This is a genomic window from Zymomonas mobilis subsp. mobilis ATCC 10988, from assembly GCF_000175255.2.
Classification (GTDB): domain Bacteria; phylum Pseudomonadota; class Alphaproteobacteria; order Sphingomonadales; family Sphingomonadaceae; genus Zymomonas; species Zymomonas mobilis.
The window spans coordinates 1641049-1653760 of record NC_017262.1 but is presented as its reverse complement, the minus strand read 5'-3'; the positions used below and the strand labels follow the sequence as shown (position 1 = coordinate 1653760).

General features: G+C 46.4%; 13 protein-coding genes. 7 read left to right on the top strand and 6 right to left on the bottom strand.

What is annotated here, in order from left to right; genetic code table 11:
* Positions 1-72 precede the first annotated feature (72 nt).
* A complete protein-coding gene (locus ZMOB_RS07490) occupies positions 73-417 on the top strand; it encodes a winged helix-turn-helix transcriptional regulator (protein ID WP_011241445.1) in 345 nt (114 codons plus the stop codon).
* Positions 418-595: 178 nt separating this feature from the next.
* Here the strand turns inward: ZMOB_RS07490 and ribA are convergent, their stop codons facing one another.
* The gene (gene ribA / locus ZMOB_RS07485; RefSeq protein WP_014501063.1) at positions 596-1690 is read right to left on the bottom strand and encodes a GTP cyclohydrolase II; all 1095 of its coding nucleotides are present in this window, start codon (positions 1688-1690) and stop codon (positions 596-598) included.
* Complete coding sequence (locus ZMOB_RS07480; RefSeq protein WP_017466521.1) at positions 1683-2492, bottom strand: exodeoxyribonuclease III; 810 nt, start codon at positions 2490-2492, stop codon at positions 1683-1685. Before ZMOB_RS07480 ends, ribA begins: the two co-directional genes overlap by 8 nt.
* Before the next feature lie 656 nt (positions 2493-3148).
* Between ZMOB_RS07480 and ZMOB_RS07475 the strand changes: the two genes are divergently transcribed.
* Positions 3149-3577: a hypothetical protein gene (locus ZMOB_RS07475; RefSeq protein WP_011241448.1), complete on the top strand. Its 429-nt coding sequence runs from the start codon at positions 3149-3151 to the stop codon at positions 3575-3577.
* Positions 3578-3582: 5 nt separating this feature from the next.
* On the opposite strand, the gene ZMOB_RS07470 is transcribed toward ZMOB_RS07475, so the two are convergent.
* Together ZMOB_RS07470 and ZMOB_RS07465 are read right to left on the bottom strand one after the other, a co-directional pair.
* On the bottom strand, positions 3583-4251 hold the full coding sequence (locus ZMOB_RS07470) for a LolA family protein (RefSeq protein ID WP_014501062.1): 669 nt from the start codon (positions 4249-4251) through the stop codon (positions 3583-3585).
* Between the two features lie 98 nt (positions 4252-4349).
* Complete coding sequence (locus ZMOB_RS07465; RefSeq protein WP_041573397.1) at positions 4350-6758, bottom strand: DNA translocase FtsK; 2409 nt, start codon at positions 6756-6758, stop codon at positions 4350-4352.
* 183 nt (positions 6759-6941) lie between these two features.
* On the opposite strand from ZMOB_RS07465, the gene ZMOB_RS07460 reads away from it, so the two are divergent.
* Positions 6942-8159 (top strand): FAD-dependent monooxygenase, encoded by a 1218-nt coding sequence (locus tag ZMOB_RS07460; RefSeq protein ID WP_014501060.1) that lies wholly within the window; start codon positions 6942-6944, stop codon positions 8157-8159.
* A 40-nt stretch (positions 8160-8199) separates the two neighbouring features.
* On the opposite strand, the gene ZMOB_RS07455 is transcribed toward ZMOB_RS07460, so the two are convergent.
* Together ZMOB_RS07455 and ZMOB_RS07450 are read right to left on the bottom strand one after the other, a co-directional pair.
* Positions 8200-8844, bottom strand: a complete 645-nt coding sequence (locus tag ZMOB_RS07455; RefSeq protein WP_011241452.1) for an LON peptidase substrate-binding domain-containing protein — start codon at positions 8842-8844, stop codon at positions 8200-8202.
* Positions 8844-9758 (bottom strand): tetratricopeptide repeat protein, encoded by a 915-nt coding sequence (locus ZMOB_RS07450; protein WP_014501059.1) that lies wholly within the window; start codon positions 9756-9758, stop codon positions 8844-8846. The genes ZMOB_RS07455 and ZMOB_RS07450 overlap by 1 nt, the downstream gene beginning before the upstream one ends.
* A gap of 235 nt (positions 9759-9993) precedes the next feature.
* On the opposite strand from ZMOB_RS07450, the gene pyrE reads away from it, so the two are divergent.
* The 4 genes from pyrE to lepB are packed head-to-tail and all read left to right on the top strand — an operon-like array spanning position 9994 to position 12708.
* On the top strand, positions 9994-10581 hold the full coding sequence (pyrE, locus tag ZMOB_RS07445; protein ID WP_011241454.1) for an orotate phosphoribosyltransferase: 588 nt from the start codon (positions 9994-9996) through the stop codon (positions 10579-10581).
* A gap of 21 nt (positions 10582-10602) precedes the next feature.
* Positions 10603-11373 carry a pyridoxine 5'-phosphate synthase gene (locus ZMOB_RS07440; RefSeq protein ID WP_014501058.1) on the top strand — a complete coding sequence of 257 codons (771 nt, stop codon included), beginning with the start codon at positions 10603-10605 and terminating at the stop codon, positions 11371-11373.
* A complete protein-coding gene (gene acpS, locus ZMOB_RS07435; protein WP_011241456.1) occupies positions 11370-11774 on the top strand; it encodes a holo-ACP synthase in 405 nt (134 codons plus the stop codon). Before ZMOB_RS07440 ends, acpS begins: the two co-directional genes overlap by 4 nt.
* Before the next feature lie 55 nt (positions 11775-11829).
* Positions 11830-12708 carry a signal peptidase I gene (gene lepB / locus ZMOB_RS07430; protein ID WP_011241457.1) on the top strand — a complete coding sequence of 293 codons (879 nt, stop codon included), beginning with the start codon at positions 11830-11832 and terminating at the stop codon, positions 12706-12708.
* Positions 12709-12712 lie beyond the last annotated feature (4 nt).

The following is a 12712-nucleotide window of genomic DNA, read 5'->3' as shown; positions in this document are numbered from 1 at the left end:
TATATTTAAAAAGGACAAGAACGCACATAAAAGGCCTATAGTATCCATAATGATACTGTAAAAGGAAATGCCATGCCCCGTATCCGACATCAAAATTTTGAATGTAATGCCGGTTGCCCTGTCGAAGGGACGCTTAATTTGATTGATGGCAAATGGAAGGGCGTTATCCTTTACCATCTGTTTGAAAAGACTTTACGTTTCAACGAATTACGGCGGCGTTTTCCCGATATCACGCAGCGGATGTTGACCAAACAATTACGGGAATTAGAAAAAAATGAATTGATTATCCGAAAAGTTTACCCCGTCATCCCGCCAAAAGTGGAATATAGTTTATCGGAACGCGGTCGCAGTCTTGAGCCGGTTATCATGGCACTTAAAAATTGGGGTGATACCTATTTGGTCGATAAACTGGAATAAGTAGACTCGGATTACGGCAAACTTCTTTTGAGAATGACTAATCAGAGCCTCATACAGAATAGGCGATAGCATTATTTCAAGCTGTCTAAAGCCCAAGAGAATAACAGTCTCTTCTAGAAACAACGCTATCGCCTACCTAATAAGGCATAGATTCTGCCTTATTTAAATATTTTCACCGTTATAATTGGTGGCCGCTACGGTCTCGCTTGGTTTCAAGATACGCCTGATTATGCGGGTTCGGCTTGATCTTTAAGGGTAACCGCTCGACAACATCAATGCCGGCTTTTTTAAGCCCTTCTACTTTGTCAGGATTATTGGTCAGCAAACGGATTTGCTTTATTTCCAATTCACCTAGCATCTGGGCAGCCAGCCGGAAATCGCGGGCATCATTGACAAAGCCCAAGCGGACATTGGCATCTACTGTATCAAAACCCTGATCTTGCAAGCTATAGGCACGCAATTTATTGATCAGCCCAATACCACGCCCTTCCTGTCGCAAATAAAGCAGGATGCCATAGCCGGATTCATCCATAATCCTTAAAGCCTGATGTAGCTGGGGGCCACAATCACATTTCAGCGAACCAAACACATCGCCGGTAAGACATTCGCTATGCAATCGAACAACAGGCGGTTGACCATCAGGATGACCGATAATCACCGCAACATGCTCTACGGCATCGGCATCATTTCTGAACGCAACGATCTGGCTATTTTCAATGGCTTTACCATGATCGCCCAAGGCAATCGGCAACCGCGCCCTTGCGGCGATGTAAACCCCCTGCCCTTGGAAGAAATCGACAATATCTTGTGCGGGAAGAGTCAAAAGGGATTGCTCGGACTGCCCTTCTTGAACGAAGAAAGCTGGAAGTAATCCTGCCATTCTGGCCAATTCCAAAGCCGATGCGGCTGCCGATTTAATAACGGTTTTTTTAACCTTAAAAGGCCCCTTCATCGGCATTTCAAGATCCATAGAGGGATCAGCCAAAGCCAAGGCAGAAGCACAATCTATCCAAGGCGTCCTTGCCAAGGTGACAGGTTGATCGGGAGTAGCCGCCTCTTTGTCATTGGCGAGATTCAAGATAGCCGCTCTTGCCGCAGACAGTAAAATATCGGCTGTCTGATCGGGATCAAAGACCTTGAGCCGATGGTCGTCAGCACGTTCGACCGCCAACAGACTTAGAATCTCGCCCTGATCAGAGATCGAAATCGGCCAACCCCGCCGCAAGGCATCTATCGCCTGTGCTATGACTATCGCTTTACGATCCTCAACCATGAAAAGAAAACTCCGTAAGTAAAGGCACATGATCCGAAGGCTTTATCCAGCTTCGACAGGATTCATACACCTTGTGACCGACCAAATGATCGACGAGGCTGGGACTTGCCCACATGTGATCGAGACGTCGCCCCCGATCCGACTTTGTCCAGTCTTTCGAGCGATAGCTCCACCATGTATATAAGCGTTCCGGTGCTGGATAAAAATGACGACCCAGATCAATCCAGTTGTGACTGGCTTGCAGGCGAGAAAGATGATCGACTTCTATCGGGGTATGGCTGACGACTTTTAAAAGCTGTTTATGGCTCCAGACATCGGATTCCAGCGGAGCAATATTAAAATCCCCAACCAGAATAGTCGGCTGTTCCAAATGCGATGACCATTCAATCATTCGGCTGATAAAATCGAGCTTCTGGCCGAATTTAGGGTTAAGATCGCGATCAGGGATATCACCCCCTGCCGGAATATAGACATTTTCCAGCCGCACCCCGTTTTCCAAGGTAATGCCGATATGGCGGGCTTCCTGATTATTTTGCCAATCATGGCTGGTAATTTCTGCGGGAGAAAAAGCAATTCGGCTGAGAATGGCAACGCCATTATAACCGGGCTGACCGTGGACAGCCTGATGAATATAGCCAAGATCATAGAAAAAACGGGAAGGGAAAACGCCGTTTGTAGCCTTGGTTTCTTGCAAACAGAGAATATCCGGCTGCTCTTCTTTTAAGAAACGTTCAACATGCGCCAATCGGGCGCGCACTGAATTGATATTCCATGAGACAATACGCAAAATATTTCCTGCCATTTATGACCGATAAACAACCCGCAAGAATACCATTTTACGGAGAAAATGGCCTTTCCCTGCAAGTATCTAGCTAAAAAGGTCATGAGTTAAGCATAGGAAATACCTGCCTAGCAAGCGGATATTCAGACATCCCTGTTAACAAGATAAAAAAAGGCCCTCGCTTCGGGGGCGTGAAGCGAGGGCTGACCTATATTTGGTCACGCGAGATGGCTTGAGCTGACAGACAACAGGGGGGAAAATTCTGCCAGCATATTTAGCCACGAAAAAATCATTACACCTTTGAAGCTGTCACTAAGATGAATAAAATACATTTTTTTATTTAAATTTGTAGCAAATTTGCCGTTAATATATGTCCTTTAAATTTTTACGCAAAAATAATATAAAAATATCTTGAAATAAGATTTCTAATTTCAAAAATATAAATAATCACAGACAAGTTTTAATAAACTAATAAAGAGGCTTGGATTCATGTATTAAAAGTGGCAAAATACAAGAACAGGGTTTGAGGATGGTCAATTTTCATATTAAATATATTTATTTTTAAAAAATAAACGAAAATGAAATAATTTTATTATATTTTTACTATTTGAAAAATAATGTTTATTTTTAAATAAAAACATGAATATTTTTATGGATAAAAAATAAATGGGAAAAATATGAAAATAAAAACCACGACCGAAATAAAAAATATACTTTTGAATATGGTCGATATTCTTATCGAGAATAAAGACTATTGTCGGGGTAGAATTCTTTATCATCTGGCCAATAAAATTGAGAAAGAGCCCAATCATACCCGCCACAATATTAAAAAATTATATGGCCATTTCGGTAATTTCTTTGATCTTGAAAACAACAGGGAATTTAAAATCCTGAAAGACAAGTTACATGCTTTCTTGTTCAGGGATTTTCAATTGGTGCCCCAAACGGTTCATTCTGACAGGATACAGGAAAACTACGCGATGAAACCCGTTGTTAATCAGCACAGAAAAGGCCTTATTTCAGCCCCCGTCAATGCGGTCGTAAACGGCCTATCCAAAATCAGAAATGATATTCGGAGAACCTATTCTTTTCTCTTTAAAAGATAGCCCCCTTAACGAGGGCCATTATTACCGCGCGGGTCATTCCAGCGGAACATATTGTTTGAAACCGGCTGATTAAATTTCTGCTCGGACAGAATGATTTGAGATCGGTTATTCTGGGCATCAATAACCGTCCATCCCATCAGCATTAACTGCGCGGGGGCAGATTTGTCCCGCTGAAAATTGATAGCGATCGTGCCAAAATCGGGATGCTTCGGATCATGTCCGGTGATGACAATATTTTTGCCATCATCCGAGGTCAAAGTTGCATAGCTTGCGATATCTTTGGAAGGATCAATCAGGATAGAAAGGGGCGAGTCCCCGATCGGCCAGCGAGAAACCTGTCTCACTGAATAATCTATCATCACCAAGGCTTTGCCATCCCCAACCACCAGCAAAGGCACATCTTTTTGATATTGGAAACGGATTAAACCCGGTTTTTTTAAGGTCAAACTGCCATCCAAAGCCTGACCATTTCGATCGACCTGAACGAAATGGGCGGTCATCGTTGAGACTTCCCGCAGATGTTTTTGTATCTGAGGAAAAACTGTGGAAGAGGCATCACTAGCCGGAGCCGCTATTGCCGGAAAAGCGGACAGACAGAGACCTGTCGATAGAAACGCGGCAGCCACAGCCTTACAAAAACAGCGTTTTGATTTTGCCAGAATGAAATCTTCCACGTTTGAATAATCCTTCACCAATAAAAGGCGGATAGCGGGTTAAACACTTTATATTTTTCGTTCATGAGCAGAATTCAGGTGAACTGAAGGTTAATTGATTACAGCAATGAAACCAGTTCATCCGCCTGAATCAACACCTCCCGACGACCGACATGATCGGCCGCCGAAACAATGCCTTCTTTTTCCATCCGTTCAATCAGGCGGGCGGCATTGTTATAGCCGACCCGTAATTGCCGTTGCAGCCAACTGGTCGAGGCTTTCCGGCTTTCAACCACAAGCTGAACCGCATCACGATAGCGTTTTGTTTCTGGATCATGATCGCCGTCTGGCTGGCCTTCAAGCTTATAGCCGCCATCAGCCGGTTCTTCCGTAACGGATGAAATATAGTCAGGCGTGCCTTGCTCGCGCCAATGGTCAGCAACTGCCTGAACCTCGCCATCGCTGACAAAAGGCCCGTGAACACGCAGAACCTGTTTGCCGCCGGGCATATAAAGCATATCACCCTTGCCCAAAAGCTGTTCTGCCCCCTGCTCGCCCAAGATGGTGCGAGAGTCGATTTTTGACGTTACCTGAAAACTGATACGGGTCGGCAAGTTGGCCTTGATAACCCCCGTAATAACATCAACAGAAGGTCGCTGGGTTGCCATAATAAGATGAATACCGGCAGCACGGGCTTTTTGTGCCAAGCGCTGGATAAGATATTCAACTTCTTTACCGGCGGTCATCATCAAATCGGCTAATTCATCGACCACGATCACGATTTGAGGCAAAGGCTCATATTCCAAGGTCTCATCTTCGTAAATCGGCTGACCGCTGACCTTGTCATATCCGGTTTGAACCTTGCGGCTAAGCGGTTCGCCCCGTGCCTGCGCTTCTTTTACCTTCTGGTTAAAACCGGCAAGGCCACGAACGCCAGCAGAAGCCATCATGCGATAGCGTTCTTCCATTTGTTCAACCGCCCATTTCAATGCCCGAACGGCTTTTGCAGGTTCGGTCACAACAGGGGAAAGCAGATGAGGAATACCGTCATAGATCGACAATTCCAGCATCTTTGGATCGATCATAATCATCCGGCATTGGTCGGGGGTAAGACGGTATAACAGCGATAAAATCATGCAGTTGATACCGACCGATTTACCGGAACCCGTGGTACCAGCGACCAACAAATGGGGCATAGGTGCAAGATCGGTAATAACCGGATCACCGGCAATATTTTTACCGAGAATAAGGGGTAAGGAGCCTTGTTGGTTATCATAGACTTCGGAGCCGACCAATTCCCGCAAAGAGACCATGTCTCTTTTAGGATTAGGCAATTCAATACCGATAACCGTTCGTCCCGGAATAACCGCGATACGTGCCGATTCTGCGGACATATAACGGGCAATATCATCGGCCAAGGCAATAACGCGACTGGCTTTAATACCGGCATCCGGTTCCAATTCATACATGGTCACGACAGGTCCGGGGCGAATTTCGACAATCTGACCACGGACATGGAAATCCTGAAGCACGGTTTCCAATAGCCGTGCATTCCGTTCCAAGGCATCATGATCGACCGCATGGACGGCATATGCCGCGATTTCTTGCAAAAAGTCGATCGACGGCAAAGCGTAATTGGTTTGTTCGTGAACGGTCTTTCTTTTGGCAGGATCGCTGGAATCTATCTTGGGCGAATAAGTTGTGATGATTGGGCGAGATTCCGATTTTTCGACAATATCCTCTTCGAGGACGTCTAATACCTCGACCTCTTCAACAGAAGTCATTGGTTCGTCATTTGGATTTTCAACCGCCGGAGAAACCGTATTTTCTCTGGTTACCACGCGACTAGAGGAAACGGGTTGGCTACTTTTTGCCGCAGTTTTTTGCTTTTCGCTTTTTCTCGAAGAAAAGCGCAAGCGGGAGAAAATCCGGTTTAAAACCGCCTTTTCATAGGCATCAAAACCCAGTCCCCATAGCCAGAGTGCGCCGCCCCCCACAAGGAAAAGGCAAAAAGAAACGGCATGGATAGCCGATGAGACCGCTGGAGAAAAAAATGACTGTATTTTGTGAATGATCGCATTGCTCAACAGACCAACGCCGCCACCCCATCCGGCAGGCAGGCCACTTTGGCTATCACTCATCAAACCGGCGGCGGCTGATACCAGCATTACCCCCAGAATCATCAATGCCAAATGACGGAAAGGGCGTTCTTGCTGCACATGCCGCCACAGACGGAAAGCGGTGACCAACATCGGCGGTAAAACCAACAACACCGGCAATCCGATAAAACTTAATAAGAAATCCGAAAACCATGCCCCAATATCACCAGTAATATTACGGGCAGGCCCCGCCGCCGCTGTATTAAAAGCAGGATCAGTTGAATTATAGCCCATCAAGGCCGCAAAAAGAAAAACAGTGCTGGCAAATAAAGCAACAGCCACAATAAAGCAGGCAGAGCGCGTCACAAAATAACGCATCTTTGCTTGCCATTCCGATCCGGTTATTTCGGAAATGATGCCTGTTGCCATAGGTGAATTTAACCCCGATTTTTTCAATTGCGAATGGTGTAACCTGATAGGAATATCATTTTAGAATAAATTTCCTTACTATATTCTGGATATAATGAACAGGCCGCCCTCTATTCAGAAATCGGACTGTTTTATATAAAATCGGTTTGAATAGATCAGGAAGAGGCAGCAGGAGAAATCGCCATGCATTTAAAAGCAGATGTTTTAATATTGGGTGGCGGTTTTGCCGGTATGACCTTGGCGGTAGCCCTTGATCGCTATAATATTAGTTCCATTGTGGTCGATACATCCGACCCGATCAGAATGTTGGAAAAGGGCTATGATGGACGGACAACCGCCATCGCCAGCTCTTGCTGGAAATTATTGGAAGCCATCGGCCTGAAAGAAAGCCTTGAAGGAAAAGGCTGCCCTATTCACACGGTCAGAACCAGCGATCAATTGAAAGCGCCTGATCTTTGCTTTGAATCCTCGAAAGACAATCCTTCCGGCTATATGCTAGAAAATCGCTATCTGCGGCAGGCACTTTATGAAGCGACTTTGGCGGCTGAGCATGTCACTTTGCTACAACCGGCTCATGCGGTGGAAACAGAGCGCCGCCATGATGGTGTTTCGGCTACCTTGGCTGATGGCCGAAAAATAACGGCCTCCCTGCTTGTCGGAGCAGAAGGGCGGGCTTCACCGACCAGACAAGCGGCAGGTATCAATTTAACGGGGTGGAATTATAATCATGCAGCGGTGATCTGCACGTTATTCCACGAAAAGCCGCATCATCATATCGCTCATGAAATCTTTTATACCAAAGGCCCCGTGGCTCTTTTGCCGATGCAAGATCAAGGAGGCCGCCATCGTTCTGCTTTGGTTTGGACAGTGCCGAGGCAAGAAGCGGAAGCTGTCAAAAATTTACCAGAACGTCCGTTTTTTGCCGAAGTAACCCGATTGACGGGCGGCATATTAGGAAAGCTGGATTTCGCATCCCATCCGACGGCCTACCCCCTTTCCTTCCAGTTCACCTCAAAAATGACTGATCTAAGGCTAGCTTTGATTGCGGATGCTGCCCATGGCATCCATCCCATCGCCGGACAAGGCTTAAATCTGGGATTACGAGATGTTGCGGCTTTAACGGAAATATTAGTTGAAGGGCGGCGGCTTGGTATGGATCTAGGCGATGCCATCTTATTGGAACGCTATGCCCGTTGGCGCAGCCTTGATAATTTCGCGATCGCAGCTGGCACCGATGCTCTTGTTCGTATTTTTGCTGTTCCAGGGAAAGTCGCCTCTTTCGTCCGACGAGTTGGTTTCAAGGCCATTAACAATATGGGCTTTATCAAAAACTTTTTCTTGGCTGAGGCGCGAGGCGATAGTGGGAAATTACCACGACTGTTAACGGGTAACAGCCTTTAAAAACAAAAACCGGCCTTGATATATTGAGGCCGGTTTCTTTTTAATGAAGTGTCATTTTTCTATCTTCACCTTGTTGGTGACCAAAGAAATTAAGCGCACTCATCAATAGATCTGCTCGCTCTGTCAGGTCAGTGCTTTCTAATAGGGCTTGCTTGATACCCGTATCAAAAGGCGAAAGCTGGATGATGTTATTCATCAAAGATTCGTCATCCAGTTGGTCAGCCGATTGCCAATCAATATTCAAGCCTTGCGTTTGAGCAAACCAATGCGCCCGCTCTTCTATTTGGCAGCGCTGCGCTAATTCCAAGGCTTGCGGCAGCTTCTTGTCATCAAAACCCTCAAAGGTCGCTTCGACCTGACGGAAAGGCGTATCTGACTCGACTTCGCGGATCAGGTTAAAACGACTGATACCTTCCAGCACCAGATTAAAACAACCGTCATCCAAGGCTTCTGCCTCGACGATCTGACCAATGCTGCCGACAGAATAAAGCGGCGTTTCGCGCTTCAGGCTTTCTCCTACCCCCAATTTTGGCTGGATAATCCCTATCCTGCGATCACGAACCAACGCATTCGAAACCAGCGTTCGATAAGGCAATGCAAAAACATGCAGATGCAAAATCGAACGCGGGAACAGAACAATCCCCGGCAACGGGAAAATAGGTATTGTAAAACTGTTTATAGTCATTAGCGAAATAATATAGCTGACAAGCGACGCCGCTGGGCTGAAACCCAAGGGTCTTCAATGCCAACAACCTCAAAAAGTTGAAGAAGTTTAGTGCGGGCTGCCCCCTCATTCCAGTCACGATTATGTGCCAGAATAGCCAATAATTGATCAGCCGCACCATCCCGATTACCGACCGCTATCAGATCACAAGCCAATGCGAAACGGGCTTCATCATCATCAGGATAATTTTCAACCTTGGCGCGGAGGTTTTCAAGCTGATCCAGATTAACAGAATCCGCCTGTTTTGCCAAAGATAGTGCCGCTTCTGCCCGATGGATTTCCGGCTTATCTTTCATATCTTCTGGTAAAGCAGAGAGTAATGCCTCGGCCTTTTTTATATCGCCTGCCAAAATCAACGCCCGCGCATAAGCCCCCACAACCGCTGCCTCTTCCGGTTTGAGGTCATAGGCCTGCCCCAAAAGAGTAACGGCTTGTTCGGCATCACTATCATCCAAGGCCTTGTTACCAGCTTCGAGGATTTGCTCGATGTCTTCTTCGCCTGCGGCCTCGGCAGCGATCGGTAATTGTGTCAGTAATTGATCCAAGGCTTGTTTAAGCTGTGCCTCACCATTCGCAGGCGTAAGGTCAGCGACTAACTGCCCTTGAAATAACGCATAAAGGGTTGGAACCGATTGAACCCGTAATTGATCGGCAATGATTTTATTCTGGTCAATATCAAATGACGTAACGACAACGCCTTTTGAAGCATAGCTTTTAGCAATATTAGCCAGCATCGCTCCGAAGCTTTTGCAAGCGTTAGACCATGTGGCCGAAAAATACAGCAAGACCAACTTTGTTTCAGAGGGTTCTACCGCTTGCTGCCGAAAATTTTCAATCGCTTTTTGATCAGCGCTGCTTAGTCCTAAGGTTGACACAATCAGCGTCCTTTTTATTGCCCGTTTCTTTGATATTTATGTGGGGAAAGAAAAAGAATTGCCAACCCCTGCCCCGTCTAATTCAAGGGTAAATTGTTCATCACCCGCCAAAGACAAAATAACAGCTTGATCTTGCGAAGAAATAGACATCCGTTACAGGAACAGGCTAGTAGAAAAGAAACAGGAACGATAACCCTTCCGGCTTCGTCCGATGACCTCTAACGAAAGATCGAACATGACAGATGCAGAGATATTAGCTGAATTCCGTGATGCAGGTGCCTTGTTGGAAGGCCATTTTATCCTTTCATCCGGTTTAAGATCGCCGCGTTATTTGCAATGCGCCCGCGTTTTGATGAATCCGGCACGGGCTGGTCGTCTGGCCTCTGCTTTGGTTTCGCGGATTCCAGATGATCTGAAACAGGAAATATCAGCCGTTATCTCGCCTGCCATGGGCGGCATCATCATTGGTCAGGAAGTTGCACGCGCTTTGAATGTGGATGCCATGTTCATGGAACGTCCGACCGGCGTTTTTGAACTGCGTCGCGGTTTTTCGATTAGCGAAGGTCAGAAAATTCTGATGGTCGAAGATGTGGTTACAACTGGCCTGTCTTCTCGTGAAACAATCCATGCGATTGAGAAAGCCGGCGGTAAAGTTATTGCTGCGGCTTCCTTGGTTGACCGTTCAAATGGCAAAGCAGCTTTTGACGTGCCTTTCTTCCCCTTGCTGAAACTGGATGTCCCGACCTATGCTGTCGATGAGCTTCCCCCGGAACTGGCCGCGATTCCTGCGGTAAAACCCGGTAGCCGGGCCAAGCCCGCTTAAAACAAGGCTCAAGAGGACGAAATGACCAAAAGAATAAGGCTTGGGGTCAATATTGACCATGTTGCCACTATTCGCAATGCACGCGGTGGAACCCATCCTGATCCTGTAAGAGCTGCCCAGCTGGCCGCACATGCGGGTGCCGATGGGATTACGACCCATCTTCGAGAAGATCGCCGTCATATTAGCGATGACGATCTGGTTAATCTTGAAAAAGGCATTACGCTGCCCCTTAATCTGGAAATGGCAGCCACCGAAGAAATGCTGGAAATCGCGCTTCAGCATCGCCCCCATGCGGTCTGTCTGGTTCCTGAAAAACGGGAAGAACAGACAACCGAAGGCGGCCTTGATGCCGCAGGCCAGATTGACAGCTTAAAGCCGATTGTTGCGAAATTATTGGCCGCCGGTATTCGGGTCAGTTTGTTCATCGAACCGGATGAAACCCAGATCAGAGCCGCCAAGGCCTTGAATGTGCCGGTTATCGAATTGCATACCGGCCATTATGCCAATAGCGTTAATGAAGAACTGGCAGCCGAGCTGATCCGTATAGAGCAAGCGGCCAAGCTGGCAAAAAGCCTCAATATCGAGGTTCATGCCGGTCACGGTCTTACTTATGAAAATGTGATACCGATTGCCGCTTTGGAAGAAATTGCCGAATTGAATATCGGCCATTTCCTGATCGGTGAGGCGATTTTCATCGGACTTGAAGCCAGTATCAAACGGATGCGCTATTTAATGGATGCCGCCCGTGCTGAAGACAAGGTCGATTTTCTGGTCAAGCATATCGCTTTATGATCATCGGGATCGGCACTGATCTTTGTAATATTGATCGTATCACGACCATTCTTGGTAAAAAAGAAAGCGGGCGTTTTATAAAACGCCTGTTTTCTTGTGAAGAAATCGAAGCATCTTCTGCTTTTTCAATGACAAAAGCAGCCTTTTTTGCCAAACGCTTTGCCGCAAAAGAGGCTTTTGTCAAAGCACTCGGAACCGGCTTTCGCCATTCGATTTCTTTTCAGGATATCAGCATATCGAATGACTCTTTAGGCGCACCCAAAGTGAATATATCGGGAAAGGCTGCGCTTTTACTTGAGGAAAAGAAACCGCCAAGGCATACCCTTTCTATTCACCTTAGTTTAAGTGATGATCACCCTTGGGCTTTGGCTTTCGTTGTAATAGAAGCCTGTCCTGAATAAGTGAAACGATATAGTCAAAGTCAGAATAAACTGGCTCAAAAAGGTAAAAGCCTGAATGAATCAAGATAAAAGTTTAGACAGTGACGACATGACTCAGTCACAAGAAGACATGCCTAAAAAATTCAGTTTATGGCATGAGATTAAAGGTATTTTTTACATTCTACTTTTAGTCGGTATCGTTCAGAGCTTTATCGTCAAACCTTTCTATATCCCGTCAGAATCGATGATGCCGACCTTGTTAAACGGGGATCGTCTGGTCGTTTCCAAATATCCTTATGGCTGGTCTTACGCTTCGCCGATTTTCCATTTTCTGCCGTTTTTTCATGGCCGCCTGTTCGGGCATATGCCGAAACGGGGTGATGTTGTTATCGTTGTGCCACGCGGCCAGAAAAGCGATTATATCAAACGGGTTATTGGTTTACCGGGCGACACTCTTTCAGTCGAAAACGGGATTCTGATTATTAACGGTAAGCCTGTTAAGCGGAGAATGATGTCTCCGGCCATGATTCCAATTGATCAGAATATGCCTTGTGAAAATAATGGCTATCTCGCCATGGAACAGGTTACCGGTCAAGATGGACGACGTTATTGTAAAATGCCTCGCATCGAGGAAACCCTTCCGAATGGCGTTCGTTATGAAACTTTGGATTTAGGTTACATTCCACAGGCTGATGACTATGGACCGGTGACAATACCGGAGGGTTATGTTTTCCTGATGGGTGATAACCGTGACCAATCAGCAGATAGTCGTTTCCCCTTGGAAGAACATGGATTGGGCGGCCCCGTTCCTATTGAGAGTTTAGGCGGTCGGGCTGAATTTATCACTTTCTCCTTGGACGGCTCTGCTAAAATCTGGAATCCGCTTAGCTGGTTCAAATCTTTCCGTAGCGGCAGAAGTGGTCTCAATCTGCACCCTACCGAAGCCAAACCATAAGGTT